Source organism: Streptomyces spiramyceticus (assembly GCF_028807635.1).
GTDB lineage: Bacteria > Actinomycetota > Actinomycetes > Streptomycetales > Streptomycetaceae > Streptomyces > Streptomyces spiramyceticus.
Window position 1 is genome coordinate 2,947,530 of sequence record NZ_JARBAX010000001.1, and the last position, 22,161, is coordinate 2,969,690.

Annotated in this window: 21 protein-coding genes; 16 read left to right on the top strand and 5 right to left on the bottom strand. The window is 69.7% G+C overall.

Features of this window, described 5'->3' with window-relative positions:
• Nucleotides 1-7 precede the first annotated feature (7 nt).
• The 4 genes from PXH83_RS13190 to PXH83_RS13205 all read left to right on the top strand — a co-directional run bounded on the left by PXH83_RS13190 (nucleotide 8) and on the right by PXH83_RS13205 (nucleotide 4,600).
• Nucleotides 8-1,036: a LacI family DNA-binding transcriptional regulator gene (locus tag PXH83_RS13190; protein ID WP_274560132.1), complete on the top strand. Its 1,029-nt coding sequence runs from the start codon at nucleotides 8-10 to the stop codon at nucleotides 1,034-1,036.
• Between the two features lie 214 nt (nucleotides 1,037-1,250).
• A complete protein-coding gene (locus PXH83_RS13195; protein ID WP_274560133.1) occupies nucleotides 1,251-2,333 on the top strand; it encodes a S1C family serine protease in 1,083 nt (360 codons plus the stop codon).
• A 120-nt stretch (nucleotides 2,334-2,453) separates the two neighbouring features.
• Nucleotides 2,454-3,173, top strand: coding sequence for a response regulator transcription factor (locus PXH83_RS13200; RefSeq protein WP_214929020.1), 720 nt, complete (start codon nucleotides 2,454-2,456; stop codon nucleotides 3,171-3,173).
• Complete coding sequence (locus PXH83_RS13205; RefSeq protein ID WP_274560134.1) at nucleotides 3,170-4,600, top strand: sensor histidine kinase; 1,431 nt, start codon at nucleotides 3,170-3,172, stop codon at nucleotides 4,598-4,600. The genes PXH83_RS13200 and PXH83_RS13205 overlap by 4 nt, the downstream gene beginning before the upstream one ends.
• Before the next feature lie 67 nt (nucleotides 4,601-4,667).
• Here the strand turns inward: PXH83_RS13205 and PXH83_RS13210 are convergent, their stop codons facing one another.
• Complete coding sequence (locus PXH83_RS13210; protein WP_274560135.1) at nucleotides 4,668-6,491, bottom strand: bifunctional metallophosphatase/5'-nucleotidase; 1,824 nt, start codon at nucleotides 6,489-6,491, stop codon at nucleotides 4,668-4,670.
• Between the two features lie 119 nt (nucleotides 6,492-6,610).
• Between PXH83_RS13210 and mshD the strand changes: the two genes are divergently transcribed.
• The 11 genes from mshD (at nucleotide 6,611) to pstB (ending at nucleotide 18,317) form a co-directional block, all read left to right on the top strand.
• Nucleotides 6,611-7,537 carry a mycothiol synthase gene (mshD, locus tag PXH83_RS13215; protein ID WP_274560136.1) on the top strand — a complete coding sequence of 309 codons (927 nt, stop codon included), beginning with the start codon at nucleotides 6,611-6,613 and terminating at the stop codon, nucleotides 7,535-7,537.
• A 97-nt stretch (nucleotides 7,538-7,634) separates the two neighbouring features.
• The gene (locus PXH83_RS13220; protein ID WP_274560137.1) at nucleotides 7,635-8,033 is read left to right on the top strand and encodes a GntR family transcriptional regulator; all 399 of its coding nucleotides are present in this window, start codon (nucleotides 7,635-7,637) and stop codon (nucleotides 8,031-8,033) included.
• Nucleotides 8,030-8,932 carry an ABC transporter ATP-binding protein gene (locus tag PXH83_RS13225; RefSeq protein ID WP_274560139.1) on the top strand — a complete coding sequence of 301 codons (903 nt, stop codon included), beginning with the start codon at nucleotides 8,030-8,032 and terminating at the stop codon, nucleotides 8,930-8,932. The genes PXH83_RS13220 and PXH83_RS13225 overlap by 4 nt, the downstream gene beginning before the upstream one ends.
• The gene (locus tag PXH83_RS13230; RefSeq protein ID WP_274560141.1) at nucleotides 8,929-9,954 is read left to right on the top strand and encodes an ABC transporter permease; all 1,026 of its coding nucleotides are present in this window, start codon (nucleotides 8,929-8,931) and stop codon (nucleotides 9,952-9,954) included. Before PXH83_RS13225 ends, PXH83_RS13230 begins: the two co-directional genes overlap by 4 nt.
• 239 nt (nucleotides 9,955-10,193) lie before the next feature.
• The gene (locus PXH83_RS13235; protein WP_274560143.1) at nucleotides 10,194-12,425 is read left to right on the top strand and encodes an RNA degradosome polyphosphate kinase; all 2,232 of its coding nucleotides are present in this window, start codon (nucleotides 10,194-10,196) and stop codon (nucleotides 12,423-12,425) included.
• Nucleotides 12,426-12,468: 43 nt separating this feature from the next.
• A complete protein-coding gene (locus PXH83_RS13240) occupies nucleotides 12,469-13,545 on the top strand; it encodes a CHAD domain-containing protein (protein ID WP_274560145.1) in 1,077 nt (358 codons plus the stop codon).
• Nucleotides 13,542-13,958, top strand: a complete 417-nt coding sequence (locus PXH83_RS13245; RefSeq protein ID WP_274560147.1) for an NUDIX hydrolase — start codon at nucleotides 13,542-13,544, stop codon at nucleotides 13,956-13,958. The genes PXH83_RS13240 and PXH83_RS13245 overlap by 4 nt, the downstream gene beginning before the upstream one ends.
• Nucleotides 13,959-14,208: 250 nt before the next feature.
• Nucleotides 14,209-15,342, top strand: coding sequence for a phosphate ABC transporter substrate-binding protein PstS (gene pstS, locus PXH83_RS13250; protein WP_274560149.1), 1,134 nt, complete (start codon nucleotides 14,209-14,211; stop codon nucleotides 15,340-15,342).
• A 165-nt stretch (nucleotides 15,343-15,507) separates the two neighbouring features.
• On the top strand, nucleotides 15,508-16,440 hold the full coding sequence (pstC, locus tag PXH83_RS13255; protein ID WP_274560151.1) for a phosphate ABC transporter permease subunit PstC: 933 nt from the start codon (nucleotides 15,508-15,510) through the stop codon (nucleotides 16,438-16,440).
• Nucleotides 16,437-17,516: a phosphate ABC transporter permease PstA gene (gene pstA / locus PXH83_RS13260; protein WP_420803162.1), complete on the top strand. Its 1,080-nt coding sequence runs from the start codon at nucleotides 16,437-16,439 to the stop codon at nucleotides 17,514-17,516. The genes pstC and pstA overlap by 4 nt, the downstream gene beginning before the upstream one ends.
• A gap of 24 nt (nucleotides 17,517-17,540) precedes the next feature.
• On the top strand, nucleotides 17,541-18,317 hold the full coding sequence (gene pstB / locus PXH83_RS13265; protein ID WP_274560153.1) for a phosphate ABC transporter ATP-binding protein PstB: 777 nt from the start codon (nucleotides 17,541-17,543) through the stop codon (nucleotides 18,315-18,317).
• Nucleotides 18,318-18,452: 135 nt separating this feature from the next.
• Here pstB and PXH83_RS13270 read toward each other — a convergent pair whose 3' ends face one another.
• Both PXH83_RS13270 and PXH83_RS13275 read right to left on the bottom strand, forming a co-directional pair.
• On the bottom strand, nucleotides 18,453-19,451 hold the full coding sequence (locus PXH83_RS13270; protein WP_274560156.1) for an inorganic phosphate transporter: 999 nt from the start codon (nucleotides 19,449-19,451) through the stop codon (nucleotides 18,453-18,455).
• 6 nt (nucleotides 19,452-19,457) lie between these two features.
• Complete coding sequence (locus tag PXH83_RS13275; protein WP_274560158.1) at nucleotides 19,458-20,078, bottom strand: DUF47 domain-containing protein; 621 nt, start codon at nucleotides 20,076-20,078, stop codon at nucleotides 19,458-19,460.
• Nucleotides 20,079-20,273: 195 nt separating this feature from the next.
• On the opposite strand from PXH83_RS13275, the gene PXH83_RS13280 reads away from it, so the two are divergent.
• Nucleotides 20,274-20,618 (top strand): metal-sensitive transcriptional regulator, encoded by a 345-nt coding sequence (locus PXH83_RS13280; RefSeq protein ID WP_274560160.1) that lies wholly within the window; start codon nucleotides 20,274-20,276, stop codon nucleotides 20,616-20,618.
• Between the two features lie 64 nt (nucleotides 20,619-20,682).
• On the opposite strand, the gene PXH83_RS13285 is transcribed toward PXH83_RS13280, so the two are convergent.
• Nucleotides 20,683-20,901: a hypothetical protein gene (locus PXH83_RS13285; protein ID WP_274560162.1), complete on the bottom strand. Its 219-nt coding sequence runs from the start codon at nucleotides 20,899-20,901 to the stop codon at nucleotides 20,683-20,685.
• A gap of 74 nt (nucleotides 20,902-20,975) precedes the next feature.
• A complete protein-coding gene (locus PXH83_RS13290; RefSeq protein WP_274562810.1) occupies nucleotides 20,976-21,800 on the bottom strand; it encodes an SCO4651 family lipoprotein in 825 nt (274 codons plus the stop codon).
• Nucleotides 21,801-22,161 lie beyond the last annotated feature (361 nt).

Consider the following 22,161-nt stretch of genomic DNA (forward strand, 5'->3'; position numbering starts at 1 on the left):
GCCGCGCGTGGCCAAGGTGACGCGGGACGATGTGGCACGACTGGCGGGGACTTCGACCGCGGTCGTCAGTTACGTCATCAACAACGGACCCCGGCCGGTTGCCCCGGCCACGCGCGAGCGTGTCCTCGCCGCGATCAAGGAGCTCGGCTACCGGCCGGACCGGGTCGCGCAGGCCATGGCGTCCCGGCGTACGGACCTCATAGGCATGATCGTCCCGGACGCGCGGCAGCCCTTCTTCGCCGAAATGGCGCACGCGGTCGAGCGGGCCGCCGCCGACCGCGGAAAAATGGTCCTGGTCGGCAATTCCGACTACCGCGACGAGCGCGAGGTCCACTATCTGCGGGCCTTCCTCGGAATGCGGGTCTCCGGGCTGATCCTGGTCAGCCAGGGCCCGAGCGAGCGGGCCGCCGCCGAGATCGAGGCGTGGGACGCGCGGGTGGTGCTGCTGCACGAGCGGCCCGAGGCGATCGACGACGTGGCGGTCGTGACGGACGACATCGGCGGCGCGCAGCTCGCGACCCGTCACCTGCTCGAACACGGTCACGCGTACGTGGCCTGCCTGGGCGGCGTGGAATCGACACCGGCGGTCGGCGACCCGGTGGCGGACCACGTCGAGGGCTGGCGCAGGGCGATGCAGGAATCGGGGCGGTCCACCGAGGGCCGCCTCTTCCAGGCCCCGTACAACAGGTACGACGCCTACCAGGTCGCCCTGACACTGCTCGCGGGCCCCGACCGGCCGCCCGCGATTTTCTGCTCCACGGACGACCAGGCGATCGGTGTGCTGCGCGCCGCGCGTGAGCTGCGTATCGACGTACCGGGCGAGCTGGCGGTGGCCGGCTTCGACGACGTGAAGGAAGCGGCGCTGACCGATCCGCCGCTGACGACGGTCTACTCCGACCGGCCCGCGATGGCACGGGCGGCGGTGGACCTGGTGCTGGACGAAGCGCTGCGAGTGGCGGGGTCGCGGCGGGAGCGGCTGAAGCAGTTCCCGTCGGCACTGGTGGTACGCCGCTCCTGCGGCTGCGATCACTCTTAGACGCGCCACTCGTCTTGGACGCGCCACTTGCGCCTCTCGGCCCCAGGGGGCCTCACGGGCTTCGAGACCGCTGCGCCGGACTCCGTCCGTCGGGACGGCCGTCCCCGGCGGCGTAACGCTTTCGACGGTTCTTTACATCGGGCATACGCGGTTCTGTCGGGCTTCTCAGCGGCTCCTCAGACGGTTCTCATGAGCGCTGACGAAGCTCTGGGACATGACCGAGAGCCCCCGCCGCAGCGGCGAGTACCCCGAGCCCGAGCAGCAGCCCTCCTACGGATCAGGCGACGAAGCGCGGCAGCGCGCCAGGTACGACGCGGATCGTGCGGCGCAGGCGTACGCCGGCGCCTACCCGCCGCCGCCCGTATACGAACCGGCGCACCCCGGCACCCCCGATTCAGAGCCGAGGGCCGGGCGCAGGCGGGCCAAGCGGCCCGTAGCACTGCTGGCCGCGGTCGCCATCGTCGCCGCCGCGATCGGCGGCGGCGCGGGGGCCTTCGCCCGGGGCCTCACGGACAACGGCTCGGGCACCGGCACCGGCGTCACCGGTACGAACGTCGCGCAGAGCAGCAAGGGCACCGTCTCCGGGGTAGCGCAGGCCGCGAGCCCGAGCATCGTCGAGATCAGTGCGACGTCGGCGTCCGGTGCGTCCACCGGGTCCGGGGTGGTCATCACCGGCGACGGCGAGATCATCACCAACAACCACGTCGTGTCCGGTGCCTCCTCGGTCAAGGTCAAGCTCAGCGACGGCAAGACGTACACCGCCGATGTGGTCGGCACCGACCCGGACAAGGACCTCGCCCTCATCAAGCTCCAGGGAGCGACTGGTCTGAAGGCAGCCACGCTCGGAAGCTCCGAGGACGTGAAGGTCGGCGACCAGGTCGTCGCGATCGGCTCGCCCGAGGGGCTGACCGGGACCGTGACCAGCGGGATCGTCTCCGCCCTCGACCGGGACGTGACGGTGTCCAAGGAGGAGGACCGGGGGCAGGGCCAGGAAGGTCAGGGGCAGCAGGGCGGCGGCCAGTGGCCGTTCGAGTTCGGCGGGCAGGAGTTCAATGGCGACACGGGATCGTCGAAGACGACGTACAAGGCGATCCAGACCGACGCCTCCCTCAACCCCGGCAACTCCGGCGGCGCCCTCATCAACATGAACGGCGAGATCATCGGCATCAACTCCGCGATGTACGCCCCGAGCGGAGCCACCGGGTCCACTGCGGGCAGCGTCGGTCTCGGCTTCGCCATCCCGGTCGACACGGTCAAGGCCGACCTGGCGAAGCTCCGCGCGAGGGACGACGAGTAACGACAACGACCGGCGCTGCAGCACGCCCGTGCGACGCTGGATGGCCCGCGCAGCGACCGAGACCGAGACCGATCCCGGTCCTGGCCCCGATCCCCATCCCGAGGAAGACCGAGAAGACCGATGAGCAGCCCCGCCGAGCGCATCCTGATCGTCGACGACGAGCCCGCCGTGCGCGAAGCCCTCCAGCGCAGCCTCGCCTTCGAGGGGTACGGGACGGAGGTCGCCGTCGACGGAATCGACGCTCTCGCCAAGACCGCGTCGTACGAGCCCGACCTGATCGTCCTCGACATCCAGATGCCGCGCATGGACGGTCTGACCGCCGCCCGCCGCATCCGGTCCTCCGGCGACACCATCCCCATCCTGATGCTGACCGCCCGCGACACGGTCGGCGACCGCGTGACCGGGCTCGACGCGGGCGCCGACGACTACCTGGTGAAGCCGTTCGAACTGGACGAGCTGTTCGCCCGCATCCGTGCGCTGCTGCGGCGCAGTTCGTACGCGGCCACGGGTCCGGGCGGCGAGGAGCCGCCCGGCCACATCCTGTCCTTCGCCGACCTGCGGATGGATCTCGCGACGCGCGAGGTGACGCGCGGCAGCCGGCGGGTGGAACTGACCCGCACCGAGTTCACGCTCCTGGAGATGTTCCTCGCGCACCCGCGCCAGGTGCTGACCCGTGAGCAGATCCTCAAGGCGGTGTGGGGCTTCGACTTCGAGCCGAGCTCCAATTCGCTCGACGTGTACGTCATGTACCTGCGCCGCAAGACGGAGGGCGGCGGCGAGCCGCGCCTCGTGCACACCGTGCGCGGTGTCGGCTACGTACTACGCGGGGGTGAGGCGTGAGCGGTCCGCTGCGCAGATTCCGCGCGCTGCCGCTGCGGTCGCGGCTCGCGCTGCTGACGGCGACGGCGGTGGCGGTCGCTGTGGCGGCGGTCGCCGCGTCCTGCTGGTTCGTGACCAGGGCGGAACTGCAGGAACAGCTGGACGACTCGCTCCGCAACGTCAAGGTCGACAACGCCTATGTGCGGAACCTGCGGCAGGCCTGCGCGGGCGGCACCCCCATCGTGCCGCCCGAGGGCTCGTACCGGGTGCAGATCGTCTTCGCCTCCGGCGAGACCTGCACCCCCCCGAGGTCCTCGCCGATCCCGGCGCAGCCCGGTGACGTCGCCGTGGCCACGCGCCGGCAGAGCGACGCCCTGCACACCACCGATGCCGACGACGGCGCGGAGATGCGGGTGTACACCTACGCGTTCGACGACGGCCCGGAGAATCTGTTCCCCGGTTCCGCGCTCGCGGTCTCCGTGGCCCGTCCGATGAGCGAGGTCGACGACCCGCTGGGCTCGCTCGCCTGGGTGCTGCTCGTTCTCTCGGGTATCGGAGTGCTGGGTGCGGGAGCGACCGGGCTGTGGGTCGCCCGCGCGGGCCTGCGTCCCGTCGACAAGCTGACCGACACCGTCGAGCATGTGGCGCGTACGGAGGACCTGACCGTACGCATCCCCGTCGAGGGCGAGGACGAGATCGCCCGCCTCTCGCGCTCCTTCAACGCCATGACCAGCGCCCTCGCGTCCTCCCGTGACCGCCAGGCCCAGCTGATCGCCGACGCGGGGCACGAGCTCCGCACTCCGCTGACCTCGCTGCGTACGAACGTGGAGTTGCTCGCGCGCAGCGACGAGACCGGGCGGGCCATTCCGCCCGACGACCGGGCCGCGCTCATGGCGTCCGTCAAGGCGCAGATGACCGAGCTGGCCTCCCTGATCGGTGACTTGCAGGAGCTGGCCCGCCCCGACACGGCCGACCAGGGCAGCCCGCTGCGCGTCGTAGCACTGCACGAGATCGCGGCCGCCGCTCTGGAACGGGCCAGGCTGCGCGGCCCCGAGCTGACGATCAACGCGGACCTCTCCCCCTGGTACGTACGGGCCGAGCCGGCGGCTCTGGAGCGGGCGCTGGTCAATGTCCTGGACAACGCGGTGAAGTTCAGCCCGCCGGGCGGGGCGGTCGACGTGGCGCTGAACCAGCACGGCGAGCTGACCGTACGCGACCACGGCCCGGGCATCCCGGAAGGCGAACTCCCGCACGTCTTCGAACGCTTCTGGCGCTCCCCGTCCGCCCGCGCCCTGCCCGGTTCGGGCCTCGGCCTGTCGATCGTCGCCCGTACGGTCCAGCAGGCGGGCGGCACGATCACGCTGCGGCGCCCGAGGGACGAGGCCGGCGGCACGGAGGCCCTGATCAGGCTGCCGGGGGCGCCGACGCCGCCGCCCGAGACCGCGTGAACAGCAGCGTGGGGCGGCACCCGGTTTCCCGGATGCCGCCCCACGTTGGACTACCGCTCCGCAGCGCCTACTTGACGACCGTGATCCGGTCGGCCGCAGGCGGGGCGATCGGGCTCGCCGCGCTGGAGTTCGCCGCCAGGTAGGCGTTGAAGACCTCCAGGTCGGACGCGCCGACCAGCTTGTTCTTGTGCTCCTTGAAGACCGGGAAGCCGTCGCCGCCGCCCGCGAGGAACTCGTTCATCGCGACGCGGTACGTCTTCGCCGGGTCGAGCGCCACGCCGTTCAGCTTCACCGACGCCGCGTCGATCCGCGCCGCGCCCGTCTTCGTCATGTCCAGCGTGTACGTGAAGCCCTTCGAGACCTGAAGGATCTTCGGCGAGGCCTCGTTCGGGCCGCTGACCTGCTGCTGCAGCGCGGTGATCAGCTGGGCACCAGTCAGGTCGACGACGTTCATCATGTTGGTGAACGGCTGGACGGTGAACGCCTCGCCGTAGGTCACCACACCGTCGCCCTCGCTCCCGCTCGCCTTGTAGACGAGGTCGGAGCGGATCCCGCCCGGGTTCATGAAGGCGATCTGCGCCCCGCCCTTGTCGGTCGGCGCCAGGCCCTCCAGCTGCGCGTCCGCGATCAGGTCGCCGAGCGGCTTCTCGGGGGTGGTCGCGCCTCGGCCGTTGATGTCGGCGGAGATGTAGCCCTGCGACTTGTTGGCGATCGGGGCGGCGAGGGTGTTCCAGCGCCCGATGAGGTCGGTCATGTCCGCGGCCTTCGGCTGGTCGCGGCTGACGATGTGGTTGGCGGACTTGGCAGTGGTCACCGACGTACGGACGATGTCCTTGGTCCTGCGGTCGTACGTCAGCGTGGTGTCCGTGTAGAGCTTGCCGTACGAGGCCGCCGAAGTGACCATGCGCGGCTTGCCCGCGGGGTCCGGGACCGTGCAGACGTACGCCTGGTGCGTGTGCCCGGTGACCAGCGCGTCGACCTTCGGGGTGATGCCCTTGGCGATGTCGACGATCGGGCCCGAGATGCCGTCGCCCGCGCCCGGCGAGTCACAGTTGTAGTTGTACGAGCCGCTGGCCGGCGAGCCGCCTTCGTGGATCAGCGCGACGATCGACTTGACGCCCTGGCGGTCCAGTTCCCTGGCGTACTTGTTGACGGTCTCGATCTCGTCGTGGAACTTGAGGCCCTTGACGCCGTTGGCCGTGACGATGTCCGGCGTGCCTTCGAGGGTGACCCCGATGAAGCCGACCTTGATGCCGTCCTTCTTCCACACCGTGTACGGCTTGAGGATCGGCTTGCCGGTCTTCTCGTTCGTGACGTTCGCGGCAAGGTAGGGGAAGTCCGCTCCCTCGAACTCCTTGCCCTTCTCGAAGCAGCCCTCGACCGGGTGGCAGCCACCGTTCTGAAGGCGTGCCAGCTCGGTCGCGCCCTCGTCGAACTCGTGGTTGCCGACGGCCGTCACGTCGAGGTCGAGCTTGTTCAGCGCCTCGATCGTCGGCTCGTCGTGGAAGAGCCCCGACATGAGCGGGCTCGCGCCGACCATGTCGCCGCCGGCCGCGGTGACGGAGTACCGCTTGCCCTCGCGCGCCTTGCGCAGCGAGGTGGCCAGGTACTCGACGCCACCGGCCGGTACGGCCTTGGTCGTTCCGTCGGCCTGCGTCTCGGTGACGGTGCCGGCCGAGCCCGCCGGGGGCTCCAGGTTGCCGTGCAGGTCGTTGAAGGACAGCAGCTGCACGTCCACGGTGCGCGACGGCTTGGTCTTGTGGCTCGGCGCGCTGTCCGGAGCGGCGCCGGCCGGCATCGCGGCGACGAGCGCGCCGGCGGTGGCGAGTCCGGCGGCCGAGGCGAGTATTCGCCGGGTCGCGCGGTGGTGCGTACGAGGGTTCGCTGACATCGGTCCCCTTGTGAGTTCAGCGTGAAGGTCGAGCCGCAGCCTAAAGTCAACGCGCGTAGCGCAACAGGGGGTGACGGGTTACAAGCTGGTTGCCTTGTGGCGGCCGTAGGCTCGTACTCATGACGACTGACCCACCAGCCCCCGCCCCCCTCAGGAAGATCGAGACCCTCGACGAGCTCACCGAGGAGCAGGCCCAGCAGGTCATCGACCTCCTCGACGAAGCCGCCCGCGTCGACGGCATGCAGGCCGTCTCCGAGCAGGGCAGGCTCCAGCTCCGCGGCGGTCACCGTGAAGGCATCCGGCACTTTCTGCTGTACGTCGGCGACGGCGCCCTCCTCGGTTACGCCCAGCTGGAGGACACCGACCCCGTGGAGGCGCCGGCCGCCGAGCTGGTCGTACACCCGGCGTACCGCGGGCACGGGCACGGGCGCACGCTCGGGACGACCGTGCTCGACGCGTCGGGGAAGCGTCTGCGCGTCTGGGCGCATGGCGGGAAGTCGGCGGCGCGGCATCTGGCGCAGGTCCTCGGGCTCACCCTCTTCCGGGAACTGCGGCAGATGCGGCGCCCGTTGACGACACCGGACATTCCCGAGCCCGTGTACCCGGCCGGTGTGAGCGTCCGTACCTTCGTGCCGGGACAGGACGACGCGGCGTGGCTGGCCGTGAACGCCGCAGCCTTCGCCCACCACCCCGAGCAGGGCGGCATGACCCAGCGGGACCTGGACGACCGCAAGGCCGAGCCGTGGTTCGATCCGAAGGGCTTCTTCCTGGCGGAGCGCGGCGGCGAACTCGTCGGCTTCCACTGGACCAAGGTCCACGCCGAGGAGCAGCTCGGTGAGGTGTACGTCCTCGGGATCCGCCCCGACGCGCAGGGCGGCGGCCTGGGCAAGGCCCTGACGCTGACCGGCCTGCGGTACCTGGCGGCGCAGGGGGTGCCGACGGCGATGCTGTACGTCGATGCGGACAACACGGCGGCGCTGACGGTGTACGAACGGCTGGGCTTCGTCACGCACGAGACGGATCTGATGTACCGCACGGAGTCGTAGGGCCCGCGAACGGACAAGGGGGCGGCGCCGGTTGACACCGTCCCCTTCTTCGGATCATGCTTCCACTACTTAATTAGTGAAAGGGGGGTGCTAGCACGTGGTCGAGTTCCGAATCGACCGGCGCTCCGGCGTCGCCACCTATCTGCAGATCGTCCAGCAGACCAAACACGCCCTCCGCCTGGGCCTGTTGGAACCGGGCGACAAACTCCCCACGGCCCGCGAGGTCGTCGAGGCCACCGCGATCAACCCGAACACCGTGCTCAAGGCGTACCGCGAGCTGGAGCGCGAGGGGCTGGTCGAAGCGCGACGGGGGCTCGGCACGTTCGTACGGAAGTCCCTGGGCAGCGCCCCGGCCGACTCACCGTTGCGCGGCGAACTCGTGGAGTGGGCCGCGCGGGCCCGTAAGGCCGGGCTGGAGAAGGACGACGCCGTCGCGCTCTTCACATCCGTACTGGACGAACAGTTCAAGGATCAGTTCAAGGGAGATCACGCATGACCGACACCGCCATCGAGGCGGCCGCCCTGGGCAAGAGCTACGGGCGGCGGGGCTGGGCCCTGCGCGACTGCTCCTTCCGGCTGACCGTGGGACGCGTCTGCGCGGTCGTCGGCCCCAACGGCGCCGGCAAGTCGACCCTGCTCGCCCACGCGGCCGGGCTGCTGCGCCCCACCGAGGGCTCACTCACCGTGCTCGGCACCGACCCCGCGTCGGCCCGCCACCGCATTGCGTACGTCGCCCAGGACAAGCCGCTCTACCCGCAGCTCACCGTGGCCGAAACCCTCCGCCTGGGTGCCGAGCTCAACTCGGGCCGCTGGGACGCGCGCATCGCCGACCGCGTCGTGGAGGAAGGTGAACTCGACCCCGGGGCGCGGATCCGTACGCTCTCCGGCGGTCAGCGCACCCGCGTCTCGCTCGCCCTCGCGCTCGGCAAACGGCCCGAACTCATGCTGCTGGACGAGCCGATGGCCGACCTGGACCCACTGGCCCGGCACCAGTTGATGGGCACGCTGATGGCCGAGGCCGCCGAGCACGGCACCACCGTCGTGATGTCGTCGCACATCATCGGCGAACTGGCCGACGCCTGCGACCATCTGCTGCTCGTCTCCGGCGGCCGCATCCGCCTCGGCGGCGGCATCGACGACCTGCTCGCCGCGCACGCCCGGGTGACCGGACTGGCGCCGGCGGCGGACCTCGCACCGCACACCGTCATCGAATCCCGCGCCACAGGGCGTGGGATCACCGCCCTGATACGCCCCGAAGGCCCGGTCGGTGACGGCTGGCAGGCCGATGAGCCCTCCCTGGAGGAACTGTTGCTCGCCCATCTCCGCTCCCCGGACGCGCCCCCGCTGCTCGCCCCGGGCACGACGGCCCGCGTGGCGCGGGAGGTGACCGCGTGAGCACCACGACCATGACCTCGCCGGACACCGACCCGAGCACCTCGGACGCCGCCCCGCGCGGCGCCCTGCGCGGGCCCCGCTGGGCGCTCCTGCGTATTCACCGCATCCCCCTGTGGACGGCCCTCGCCTTCATCGTCCTGGCAGCAGCGGTTACGGGCTTCCTGCGCTGGGCGGCGTCGGCCTACCCCGACGAGAACGTCCCCTGCCCGAGCGGCTCCGGCGTCTGCCCCAACACCTTCCTCGGGTGGGCCAGCGCCCAGATCCTCCTGAGCGAGTACATAAAAAACGGAGCCAACGCCCTCCTGCTCCTGCCCCTGCTGGTCGGAGCCTTCGTCGCGGGCCCGGTCGTCGCCCGCGAACTGGAAGCAGGGCTTCACCGCCTCGCCTGGACCCAGTCGGTCCCGCCCGCGCGTTGGCTCGCGTCAAAGCTCGCCCTGGCCGCAACGCTCACCGTGGCGGGGACGCTCGCCCTCATGGGCATCTTGAAGCTCGGCGGGTGGGAAGTTCTGAGTGGACGGACCGGGCGCTGGGCCGATCCTGGCGTGTACGAGGCGTCCGGCCCGGCCCTCATCGCCTACTGCCTGCTCGGTGTCGCCGTGGGCGCGCTCATCGGCCTGCTCGTACGCCGCACGCTCCTCGCCATGTCGATCACGGGCGTGATCACCGGCACCGTGCTGATGGTCATGGGCAGCCTGCGGTGGAGCCTGATCCCGGTACGCACTATCACCGAGCCCGGCAATGAGCAGGGTTTCCCCGGCCCGTACCCGCCCCTGAAGTCCTTCATCATGGACAGCGGGGTGCAGAATGCCGCCGGCGATCGCTTTGAGCGCCACGAGTGCGTCACGCACAAGATCCCCGGCGCCTACTGCCCCACCGACGTCCAGGTCACCAGCTGGTACGTGGACTTCCACCCCTACGCACACTTCTGGTACGTCCAGTTGATCGAGACCGGCATCCTGCTGGCCCTCACCGCGGCGGCCGCCTACGCCGCCTTCCGCGTCCTGCGCCGCCGCCACGCCTGACGACCGGACCCGACACCCGCCCGACCCGGCGCACAGGGGCTCCCGGGGACGCCGAAAGGCACCCCGGGAGCCCCTGCGTCGCATCCCGGACGTCATGTCCCCGTTACCGGGCATTCAGACACGCTTGCGACCCTCTCGGAATGCAGCCCGCTGTGCCACCCTCCCCGAACGGGAGAGCCGCCCGCACATCACCCCTTCTCGACGCGCCTGCCGACCCTCCGGCGCGGAACAATGGGGTCATGAGCCAGCAGCCGAGCGCCGATACCCCTGCCCAGCACGTTCAGCCGTCCGTCGGGTCCATCGCCGCGCACCGCTCGCACACCGTGGCGGCCTCGCGGGTGCCGAATCTGGACCCGGACCTGGACTCCGATCTGGATGCGTACGTCGAGGACGGCGAGGGCGACGCCGAGCTGCCCCAGGGCCGGTTCCTCGACCGGGAGCGCAGCTGGCTGGCATTCAACGAGCGCGTCCTCGAACTGGCCGAGGACCCGGCCACTCCGCTGCTCGAAAGGGCGAACTTCCTCGCGATCTTCGCCTCGAACCTGGACGAGTTCTTCATGGTCCGGGTGGCGGGACTCAAGCGCCGCATCGCGACCGGGGTAGCCACCCGTTCCGCGTCCGGACTGCAGCCCCGCGAGGTGCTGGAGCTCATCTGGACCCGCTCGCGCGAGCTCATGGCCCGGCACGCCGCCTGCTTCCAGCAGGACATCGCCCCGGCCCTCGCCGACGAGTCGATCCACCTGATCCGCTGGCCCGAGCTGACCGAGAAGGAGCAGGCACGCCTCTTCACGCTCTTCCGGCAGCAGATCTTCCCGGTCCTGACACCGCTGGCCGTGGACCCCGCACACCCCTTCCCGTACATCTCCGGGCTGTCGCTCAACCTCGCCGTGGTCGTACGCAATCCGGTCAGCGGCCACCGCCACTTCGCCCGCGTCAAGGTCCCGCCGCTGCTGTCCCGCTTCCTGGAGGCGTCGCCCCAGCGGTACGTACCTCTTGAGGACGTCATCGCCGCGCACCTCGAAGAGCTCTTCCCGGGGATGGAGGTCCTCGCGCACCACATGTTCCGGGTGACGCGCAACGAGGACCTGGAGGTCGAGGAGGACGACACCGAGAACCTCCTCCAGGCCCTGGAGAAGGAGCTCATGCGGCGCCGCTTCGGGCCGCCGGTGCGGCTGGAGGTGGAGGAGTCCATCGATCCGTACGTCCTGGACCTCCTCGTCCGCGAGCTCAAGATGTCGGACGCCGAGGTGTATCCGCTGCCGGGTCCGCTGGACCTGACCGGGCTGTTCGGGATCGCCGCGCTGGACCGGCCGGAGCTGAAGTTCCCGAAGTTCATCGCCGGTACGCACCGGGATCTGTCCGAGGTCGAGTCGGCGTCCGCGCCGGACGTCTTCGCGGCCCTGCGGGAGCGCGACGTACTCCTGCACCACCCCTACGACTCCTTCTCGACCTCCGTCCAGGCCTTCCTGGAGCAGGCGGCGGCCGACCCGGACGTCCTCGCGATCAAGCAGACGCTGTACCGGACGTCGGGCGACTCCCCGATAGTCGACGCGCTGATCGACGCCGCCGAGTCGGGCAAGCAGGTCCTCGTCCTCGTCGAGATCAAGGCCCGTTTCGACGAGCAGGCCAACATCAAGTGGGCGCGCAAGCTGGAGGAGTCCGGCTGCCATGTCGTGTACGGGCTGGTCGGGCTGAAGACGCACTGCAAGCTGTCGCTGGTGGTCCGGCAGGAGGGCGACACCCTGCGCCGCTACTCGCACGTCGGGACCGGGAATTACCACCCGAAGACGGCGAGGCTCTACGAGGACCTGGGGCTGCTGACGGCCGACCCGCAGGTCGGCGCGGACCTGTCGGACCTGTTCAACCGGCTTTCGGGGTACTCGCGCCGCGAGACGTACCGGCGGCTGCTGGTGGCGCCCAAGTCGCTGCGGGACGGCCTGGTCGCCCGTATCAACAAGGAGGCCGCGCACCACCAGGCGGGCCGCCCCGCGTACGTGCGGATCAAGGTCAACTCGATGGTCGACGAAGCGATAATCGACGCCTGCTACCGGGCGGCGAGGGCCGGCGTACCCGTGGACATCTGGGTGCGCGGGATCTGTGCGATACGTCCCGGGGTCGCCGGACTCTCCGAGAACATCCGGGTCCGCTCGATACTCGGCCGATTCCTCGAACACTCCCGGGTCTTCGCCTTCGGCAACGGCGGCGAGCCCGAAGTGTGGTTCGGCAGCGCCGACATGATGCACCGCAACCTCGACCGTCGCATAGAGGCACTGGTCCGGGTCACCGACCCGGCCCACCGCGCAGCCCTGAGCCGGTTCCTGGAGACCGGCATGTCCGACACCACGTCCTCCTGGCACCTCGGTCCCGACGGCAACTGGACGCGGCACGCGACGGACGCGGACGGGCAGCCGCTGCGGAACGTACAGGAGATGCTCATAGACGCCCGGAGGCGCCGGCGTGCAACACCGTGAGACCGCATCGCGAGCCCGCGACGCCGCAACCGGGGAGGGCGCAATGGGTGACGTCGTTACGAGTGACCTCGTTACGGGTGACCTCGTTACCGGTGGCCTGGGTGACGTCGTAGCCGGCGAGGTCCTGGCTCCCTACCTCCACGCCCAGGCCTCGGACTTCCTGCGCAGCCTCCGCCTGAACCGCGAGAGCGGCCAGGACCCCCAGGGGGCGGCCGACGCCGTGGAGGCGGCGGCGGCGCTACGGCGCTCGGCACGCCGGATCAGTGGGACGCTGCATACGTTCCGCCCGCTGACCGACACCTCGTGGGCCGACCCCCTGCGCACGGAACTGGCCTGGCTCTCCGGCACCCTGGCCCGCGAGCACGCCTACGCGGCCCGCCTGGCCCGGCTCCTGGACGCGCTGACCCGCCTGTCGGGGCCGGGGTCGCAGCCTGCGCCTCCGGCCGGACCGGTGCCAGGGGCGCGCGGGGGCGGTGGCGGAGGCGGTGGTGCCCAGCCCGGGGGCTCGCTGACCGTGGGGGCCGCGCGCGCCGGGGCGCTGCTGGAGCGGCAGCTGACGCTGGCCAGGACGCGGGCCCACTCTGCGGCGCTTCAGGCCCTGGGCTCGTCGCGGTTCCACGCGGTCGCCGACGCGGTGGCGTTACTGGCCTCGGACGTTCCGCTCGGCCCGGCCGCCGCCGCGCCCGCCGCCGAGGTGCTTGTCCCACTCGCGGTCGGCGCCGAGCAGCGGCTGCTGGAAGCGGTGGCCGCACTGCCACTGGGGCGTGCCGCGCACCCGTACAACGCGGAGGCCCTCGTACACGGTCTCGCCGCCGCGCCCAGCAGCGAGGCACAGGACGCCCCGTGGCACCAGGTGCGTCTGCTGCTGCGCCTGCACCGCTACGCCCAGGAGCTCGTCGGAGCCCCGGCCGACACGCTGCTGGCCGCCCAGGCTCTGGACCGCCACCGGGACGCGGCGGAGGCGGCGGGTGCTGCGGCGTCGGCGGCCCGTACGCCGCGCATCGCCCCTGCGACGGCGTACGCACTCGGCGTCCTGCATGCCGACCAGCGGCACGAGGTGGAGGCGGCGCGCTTCGCGTTCCAGCAGGTGTGGCAGGGGGCGGCGGTGGCGACGTCATGACCGAGGGCACCGTCCAGGCGGCGGGCTGCGTGCTGTGGCGCCGGTCCCCCTTCGACGACGCCGTGGAGATCTGCCTCGTACACCGCCCGAAGTACGACGACTGGTCGCACCCCAAGGGCAAGCTCAAGCGCGGCGAGGACCCGCTGGCCGGCGCGGTGCGGGAGGTCCTGGAGGAGACGGGCCACCACTGCACGCCCGGCGTACCCCTCCCCACGCTGCGTTACGTCGCCCACGGCCGCCCGAAGCGGGTTTCGTACTGGGCGGCGGAGGCCACGGACGGCACGTTCACCCCGAGTGACGAGGTGGACCGTATCGTCTGGCTCTCGCCCACGGCGGCCGGAAACCGCCTGACGCAACCGCGGGAACGCCACTTGATAGCCGCGCTGCTGGAGTCCCTGCACCACACACAGTGACGATCGGCCCGGCATTCGGCGGCATTCTGGAACTCGGCCGAGGGAGCCACACCACACCGTTCGACACGGTTCACCTTCCGTTCACTCTCCCCCGTTGGCCACTTCACCTGTTCTGCCTAATTTCGGTCGTGCACAGTGCGAGGCGCATCGCAAGACGCCCGTCGCTGGGTAACTGACACCGAGAACAAACACCTCTTCGCACGCCGCCAGCCACAAACGGACCGGCGGCTCCTGGAAGGAACACCCGAAAGTGAAGCTTCAGCGCAAGAACCGGCTTCGCGCCACCGCGCTCGGCGCCCTCGCCGTCTCCGGCGCCCTGGTCCTCACGGCGTGCGGCTCGGACAACAACACTGGCTCGACCGGCGGCTCCGGCGAGACCAAGGCCGCCAGCAACATCAAGTGCGGCGACGCGAAGGGCCAGCTGCTCGCGGCCGGCTCGACCGCCCAGAAGAACGCCATGGACCTCTGGGTCAAGAACTTCCAGACCGCCTGCGAAGGCGTCGAGGTGAACTACCAGGCCATCGGTTCCGGCGGCGGTATCACCAAGTTCAACCAGGGCCAGGTCGCCTTCGCCGGTTCCGACTCGGCGCTGAAGCCCGAAGAGGTCGCCGCGTCCAAGAAAATCTGCAAGGGCGGCCAGGGCATCAACCTGCCGATGGTCGGTGGCCCGGTCGCCATCGGCTACAACCTGGACGGCGTCGAGGACCTGGTTCTGGACGCCCCGACGCTCGCCAAGATCTTCGACTCGAAGATCAAGAAGTGGAACGACCCGGCGATCGCCAAGCTCAACCCGGACGCCAAGCTCCCGGACGTCGAGATCCAGGCGTTCCACCGCTCGGACGAGTCCGGTACGACCCAGAACCTCGGCAAGTACCTCAGCACGGCCGCCCCGAAGGACTGGAAGTACGACCCGAAGTCGAAGTCGTGGCTGGCCAAGGGTGGCCAGGCCGCCAACGGCTCCTCCGGCGTCGTCTCCAACGTCAAGCAGGCCAACGGCGCGATCGGCTACTTCGAGCTGTCCTACGCGACCGCCAACAAGCTGAACACCGTCAAGATCGACACCGGCGCCTCCGCCCCGGTCGAGGCCACCACGGAGAACGCCTCCAAGGCCATCGCCGCCGCCAAGATCGAGGGCAAGGGCAAGGACCTCGCCCTGAAGCTCGACTACGCCACGAAGGTCGAGGGTGCCTACCCGATCGTCCTGGTGACGTACGAGATCGCCTGCGACAAGGGCAACAACGCGGAGACCCTGGCTGCCCTCAAGGCCTTCCTGACCTACGCCGCCAGCGAGGACGGCCAGAAGGTCTTGGCCGACGCCGACTACGCGCCGCTCCCGGCCGACATCGCGGCCAAGGTCCGCGAGATCGTCCCCACCCTCTCCTGACCCCGGCTGCGGCCGGCCCCTCACTCGGGGCCGGCCGCGCCTTCCGGTGCACCGCCGCCAGGAGCCCTCACCGGCTCCGCAGACCGGAGAAAACCGATGGATATAGCGACCGAACCCACCTCATCCACCCCACCCCCGCCCGGCCCCGGAACCAAGCTCGCGTCCATGGGCAGCAGCCATGCCGGTGACCGTGTCTTCCTCACCCTGTCCAGGGGCTCCGGAATCGCACTCCTGGTGATCATGGCCGCCATCGCGGCCTTCCTCACCTACCGCACCGGCCTCGCCGTCTCGAAGGACGAAGCCAACTTCCTCACGACCTCGGAGTGGAACCCGGCGGGCGAGAAGCCGGTCTTCGGCATCGCCGTCCTCCTCTTCGGTACGGTCGTCAGCTCGATCATCGCGATGGCCATCGCCGTGCCGGTCGCCATCGGCATCGCGCTGTTCATCTCGCACTATGCGCCGCGCAAGCTGGCCACGCCGCTCGCGTACATCGTCGACCTGCTGGCCGCCGTGCCGAGCATCATCTACGGCCTCTGGGGCGCCGTCTTCCTGGTCCCGTACCTGGACGGCCTCAACAAGTGGCTCGACAAGTACATGGGCTGGACGTACATCTTCGACAAGACGAGCGAAGGCGTCGCCCGCAGCCTCTTCACTGTCGGCATCCTGCTGGCGATCATGATCCTGCCGATCGTCACCAACGTCACCCGTGAGGTCTTCCTCCAGTCGCCGAAGATGCACGAGGAAGCCGCCCTGGCCCTCGGTGCCACGCGCTGGGAAGTCATGCGGATGTCCGTTCTCCCCTTCGGCCGCTCAGGCATCATCAGCGCCTCGATGCTGGGCCTGGGCCGCGCCCTCGGCGAGACGATGGCCGTCGCCGTCGTGCTCTCCCCGAGCTTCATCATTTCCGGCCGCCTGCTCGACCCGGGCGGCGGCACCTTCGCGCAGAACATCGCCGCGAAGTTCAACGAGGCGGACGAGTTCGGCCGCGACGCCCTGATCGCCTCCGGTCTCGTGCTCTTCGTCATCACGCTGCTGGTCAACGGCGCGGCTCGCTGGATCATCGGCCGCCGCAAGGAGTACTCGGGGGCCAACGCATGAACCAGACAAGCCAGGTAATGGACAAGCGTCCGCACTCCCCCGAGCTGCACGCGTCGCTCGTACACGCCCGCCTCCCCCGCTGGGCCCCCGCCGCCATCGCCGTCGGGTCCGTCGCGGCCGGCATCGCCGTCGGCCTCGTCGCAGGCTGGCACAGCCGCGTGCAGTGGGGCATGCTGGCGGCGCTCTTCTTCGTACTCGCCACCTTCGCGATCACCACCAAGGTGGAGGGCAGCCGCCAGGGCAAGGACCGGGTCGCCACCAGCCTCGTCTGGGTCTGCTTCATCCTCGCCCTCGTCCCTCTCCTCTCACTGGCCTGGGTCACGATCACCAAGGGCGTCAAGGTCCTCGACGGCTACTTCCTCAGCCACTCGATGAGCGGCCTGCTCGACACCGACGAGGGCGGCGGTATCTACCACGCCCTGCTCGGCACCCTGGAGCAGGTCGGCATCGCGACCCTGATCGCCGCCCCGATCGGCCTGCTCACCGCGGTCTATCTGGTCGAGTACGGACGCGGGAAGCTGGCGAAGACCGTGACGTTCTTCGTCGACGTCATGACGGGCATCCCGTCGATCGTCGCGGGTCTGTTCATCCTCGCCACCTGGAATCTGATGCTGGGCTTCGGGCCCTCCGGCTTCGCCGGCGCGCTGGCCCTCTCGATCCTGATGATGCCGGTGGTCGTCCGCTCCACCGAGGAGATGCTCAAGCTCGTCCCGAACGAGCTGCGCGAGGCCTCTCTCGCTCTCGGTGTCCCCAAGTGGCGGACTATCCTCAGGGTGGTGCTGCCGACCGCGATCGGCGGAATCACCACCGGCGTGATGCTCGCGGTGGCCCGCATCACGGGTGAGACCGCCCCGGTTCTGTTGCTCGTCTTCGGTACGAAGCTGATCAACCCGAACCCCTTCGAAGGCGCCCAGTCCTCGCTTCCGCTGTACGTGTACGAGCAGTACATCGTCGGCACCGAAGCGTCGGTCGACCGGGCCTGGGCGGCAGCGCTCGTCCTGATCGCCTTCGTCATGATCCTCAACCTGGTGGCCCGCGGCATCGCCCGCTGGAAGGCCCCGAGCACCGGCCGCTAAGGCCAGCAGAAAGCAGTGATTCAGATGGCCAAGCGAATCGACATCAGCGGCCTGTCGGCCTACTACGGCACCCACAAGGCGATCGACGACATCTCGATGACCGTCGAGCCCCGCTCGGTGACGGCCTTCATCGGCCCGTCCGGCTGCGGCAAGTCCACCTTCCTGCGCACCCTCAACCGCATGCACGAGGTCACTCCCGGCGGCCGCGTGGAGGGCAAGGTCCTCCTGGACGACGAGAACCTGTACGCGAAGGAGGTCGACCCCGTCGCCGTACGCCGTACGGTCGGCATGGTCTTCCAGCGCCCGAACCCCTTCCCCACCATGTCGATCTTCGACAACGTGGCGGCGGGCCTGCGCCTCAACCACTCGTACAAGAAGAGCAAGCTGGCCGAGGTCGTCGAGAAGTCCCTCCGCGGCGCCAACCTCTGGAACGAGGTCAAGGACCGCCTGAACAAGCCCGGTTCCGGCCTCTCCGGCGGTCAGCAGCAGCGTCTGTGCATCGCCCGCGCGATCGCGGTCGAGCCGCAGGTCCTGCTCATGGACGAGCCGTGCTCGGCCCTGGACCCGATCTCGACCCTCGCCATCGAGGACCTGATCGGCGAGCTCAAGTCACGCTTCACGATCGTCATCGTGACGCACAACATGCAGCAGGCGGCGCGCGTCTCGGACCGTACGGCCTTCTTCAACCTCGCGGCGATCGGCCAGCCCGGCAAGCTCATCGAGATCGACGACACCGAGCGGATCTTCTCCAACCCGTCCGTCCAGGCGACGGAGGACTACATCTCCGGCCGCTTCGGCTGAGCCGGCACTTGCTGTCCTGCGGTGCTGCATGGCGGTGCCACCGCAAGGCAAAGGGCCCGCCCCACGCTCCTGAGAGGGAGCGAGGGGCGGGCCCATTTTCCGTGTCCGAGCCTTCTATGCCGCTGTACGCACCAGCTAGCCGAAGGCCAGCAGCACAATCCAGTAGCTCGCCGCGGCCACCAGCGCAGCGGCCGGCATCGTAATGAACCAGCCCATCACGATGTTCTTGGCGACACCCCACCGCACCGCACGCGACCCCTTGGTCGAGCCGACGCCCATGATCGCGGAGGTGATGACATGCGTCGTCGAGATCGGCGCGTGGAACATGAACGAGGCCGTGTACATCACGGACGCGGCCGTGGTCTCTGCGGCAAAGCCCTGCGGCGGGTCCAGCTCGATGATCCGGCGCCCCAGCGTCCGCATGATGCGCCAGCCACCCGCGTACGTACCGAGCGAAAGCGTCAGCGCACACGCGATCTTGACCCAGATCGGGATCGCGTCGCCCTGGTCCTCGACATCGGCGATGACCAGGGCCATCACCACGATGCCCATGGTCTTCTGCGCGTCCTGGAGACCGTGACCGAGCGCCATGCCGGCCGCCGAAACCGTCTGAGCGATACGGAAGCCGCGCTTGGCCTTGTGCGGGTTGGCCTTACGGAACATCCACAGGATGACGACCATCACGAGGTAGCCGAGCAGCAGCCCGACGAACGGCGAGATGAACATCGGGATGACGACCTTCTCCAGCACCCCGGACCAGATGACCTCGGTCCCGCCCGCGAGGGCCGCGCCCACCATGCCGCCGAAAAGCGCGTGCGAGGAGGACGAAGGAAGACCGAAGTACCAGGTGACGAGGTTCCAGACGATCGCGCCGACCAGCGCGGCGAAGAGGATCCCCATCCCCTTGTCACCGTGCGGGGTGGCGATGAGCCCCTCACTCACAGTCTTCGCAACGCCGCTGCCGAGGAAGGCACCGGCGAGGTTCATCACGGCGGCCATGACGAGGGCCGCGCGCGGGGTCAGCGCCCGCGTGGAAACCGAAGTCGCGATGGCGTTCGCGGAATCGTGAAAGCCGTTGGTGTACGTAAATCCGAGCGCGACCCCGATGGTCACGATGAGCGCAAAGGTGTCCACCGGAGGTCAGGACTCCTTGACGGCGATCGTCTCGACCGTGTTGGCGACGTGCTCGAAGGCGTCGGCCGCCTCCTCCAGCACATCCACGATCTGCTTCAGCTTGAGCACGTCCATCGCGTCGTACTTGCCGTTGAACAGGTGGGCGAGCAGCTTGCGGTGGATCTGGTCGGCCTGGTTCTCAAGGCGGTTGACCTCGATCCAGTACTCGGTGAGGTTGGTCATGGTCCGCAGGTGCGGCATGGCCTCGGCGGTCAGCTCGGCCGCCCGTGCCAGCACCTCGATCTGCTGCTCGACACCCTTCGGCAGCTCCTCGACCTGGTACAGCACGACCAGGTCGACGGCCTCCTCCATGAAGTCCATGATGTCGTCGAGGGACGAAGCGAGCTTGTAGATGTCTTCGCGGTCGAACGGCGTGATGAACGAGGAGTTCAGCTGGTGGAAGATCGCGTGTGTCGCGTCGTCCCCCGCGTGCTCCGCTGCCCTCATCCGCTCCGCGATCTCGACCCGGGCGGAGGCGTCCGCACCGAGCAGTTCCATCAGGAGCTTGGAGCCCGTGACGATGTTGTCCGCGGATGCAGAAAACATGTCGTAGAAGCTCGTCTCCCTGGGGGTCAGACGAAAGCGCACGTGGGGTCCTCGGGGTGCATTGGATTTGGTCAGGCTGATGCTAGGCGCATCATCCGGCCACGGCTAACCGGCGTTCTTCAGTGTCGCCCATCAGGCACAGTGCTCCGTACGGGCCCCCGAGCCCCTACCCGCAAAATTCGTTACCATATACCCACGAGGGGTATACAGCCCCTTTCAGGACAACGGGAGGACGCGATGTCTACCACCGAGGCGACCGGCGCGACGACGACCGAAGCGCCCTCCGAAATCTCAGCAGCTGTCCACGGCTACCACAAGCAGAAGGACGAACACCTCAAGCGCCTGCGCCGGATCGAGGGCCAGATCCGCGGTCTGCAGCGGCTGGTGGACGAGGACGTCTACTGCATCGACATACTCACCCAGGTCTCGGCGTCGACGAAGGCGCTCCAGTCCTTCGCGCTCCAGCTCCTCGAAGAGCACCTGCGGCACTGCGTCGCCGACGCGGCGGTCAAGGGCGGCGGGGAGATCGACGAGAAGGTGGAGGAAGCGACGAAGGCGATCGCGCGCCTGCTGCGGACCTGAGGGCGGCGACCCGGCTCCGGGGGCGGCGGCGAACCGCCCCCTCCCGGGCCGTCAGGACCGGCGGTCAGCTCCGACCGCCACCACCACCACAGCTGCGGCGGCGCTGGCGGGGCCACTCGACAACTACGTCCGCGCCCACCTTCAGCACCTCGTCGATACGGTCCGGGCTGAGCCGTTCCCCGTCCGCGGCGGACGCCGCGATCATCAACTCACCGCACAGCTCGATCTCGGCGAGGGCGATGTGGTCCTGGACGGGCGTACTGCGCATCGGAGCCACGTGCATCACCTCTTTCAGCCGTCGTCGAATTCCTAGCGTAGGCAGCACGACACGCACCGCGCATGGCACGGACGGACCATTTACGACTGGATCTTCCCGGCGAAGATGTCCCGCCCGGCGGGCAGCCGCACCTCGACCGCGGCCCCGAACGCGTACAGCAGGGTCGTCGAGGCGACGGCGACGCTGCGCCCGGCGTTGACGAAGTTGAACCGGTGGCGCACCTTGCGCAGCCGCCCCCGTTCGTCGAGGTAGGCGTCGAACGCGACGACGTCGTCGGTGAAGCCTTTCGCCGCGGCGGCGAGCGCGGCGCGGGCGTGCGGGGAGGCGGCCCGGGCGGCGCGGCCGATGTCGGTCACGCCGCGGTAATGCCGTACGTCGTCGCCGCCCAGCCTGGCCTGACCCACATAAGCCACATCTTTCACACCCCGCAGCAACTCGGCAGCGGCCAGCGGATCGGTAGCCCCACCCGTGACAAGATTCCCGTCCGCCAGCCCGGTCGTATCGACGCGCACCCACTTGTCGGCGGGCACGCCCGCGCCCCGGTTCTTCATGTAGAGCGCGCCGGGCGCGAACAGCTCGGTGATGGGCCGGCGCTTGTCGGCCCCGGCGGGATCGGGCGGCAGGAGCACTTTGAGCCGCCCCACGTGCTTACGGAAGTCGTACGCCCCTTCGCCCCGGATGGTGACCCGGGTACCGCCGGTGGCCATCTCCATGGACGTACGCGCCTTAGAACTCCCGGCGGCGGCCAGCACATCGGCGGCCCGGCGCACGGCATCGACGGGGTCGCCGCCGCGCTGATCCCCGTCCACCGCCCCGGCACCGGAGCACCCGGCGGACGCGATCAGCCCCACGACGACGGTCACGGCGACCGCGCCACCCTTAACCCTGTGCTGCCGCACCACCATCGCCGCCAACCCCCAACGCACCAGTAAGATCCCGCCCCGCATAACGACCACGGCCCACTCCCGGTCACGCGCCACCCCTCCGGCCCGTCCCCAACGCGCACCTCGCGTCACTCGGCCCCAGGGGGCCTCCTGAGCTTCGATCCGCTGAGCCGGCCTCCGACCGGCGACGGCGCACCGCCTGCCCGGTACCGTGTGCACGTGCTCCAAGAAGCCGAAACGGACGCTCCGACCCACCGCACCGGCACAACCGAACGCGGCTCCTTCTGCTTCGCCCACTGCACCTGCGGCTGGCGAGGCCCGGCCCGCCGCTCGCGCGAACGGGCCCGCGCGGACGCAGAGTTGCACCAAACGACGACCTGAC

Bases quoted from the DNA above. Each gene is read 5' to 3' on its own strand.
- PXH83_RS13195 (WP_274560133.1), top strand. From the start codon at position 1,251: ATGACCGAGAGCCCCCGCCGCAGCGGCGAGTACCCCGAGCCCGAGCAG.
- PXH83_RS13200 (WP_214929020.1), top strand. From the start codon at position 2,454: ATGAGCAGCCCCGCCGAGCGCATCCTGATCGTCGACGACGAGCCCGCC.
- PXH83_RS13210 (WP_274560135.1), bottom strand. From the start codon at position 6,491: ATGTCAGCGAACCCTCGTACGCACCACCGCGCGACCCGGCGAATACTC.
- mshD (WP_274560136.1), top strand. From the start codon at position 6,611: ATGACGACTGACCCACCAGCCCCCGCCCCCCTCAGGAAGATCGAGACC.
- PXH83_RS13225 (WP_274560139.1), top strand. From the start codon at position 8,030: ATGACCGACACCGCCATCGAGGCGGCCGCCCTGGGCAAGAGCTACGGG.
- PXH83_RS13235 (WP_274560143.1), top strand. From the start codon at position 10,194: ATGAGCCAGCAGCCGAGCGCCGATACCCCTGCCCAGCACGTTCAGCCG.
- PXH83_RS13240 (WP_274560145.1), top strand. From the start codon at position 12,469: ATGGGTGACGTCGTTACGAGTGACCTCGTTACGGGTGACCTCGTTACC.
- PXH83_RS13245 (WP_274560147.1), top strand. From the start codon at position 13,542: ATGACCGAGGGCACCGTCCAGGCGGCGGGCTGCGTGCTGTGGCGCCGG.
- pstC (WP_274560151.1), top strand. From the start codon at position 15,508: ATGGGCAGCAGCCATGCCGGTGACCGTGTCTTCCTCACCCTGTCCAGG.
- pstA (WP_420803162.1), top strand. From the start codon at position 16,437: ATGAACCAGACAAGCCAGGTAATGGACAAGCGTCCGCACTCCCCCGAG.
- pstB (WP_274560153.1), top strand. From the start codon at position 17,541: ATGGCCAAGCGAATCGACATCAGCGGCCTGTCGGCCTACTACGGCACC.
- PXH83_RS13280 (WP_274560160.1), top strand. From the start codon at position 20,274: ATGTCTACCACCGAGGCGACCGGCGCGACGACGACCGAAGCGCCCTCC.
- PXH83_RS13285 (WP_274560162.1), bottom strand. From the start codon at position 20,901: ATGCACGTGGCTCCGATGCGCAGTACGCCCGTCCAGGACCACATCGCC.
- PXH83_RS13290 (WP_274562810.1), bottom strand. From the start codon at position 21,800: ATGGTGGTGCGGCAGCACAGGGTTAAGGGTGGCGCGGTCGCCGTGACC.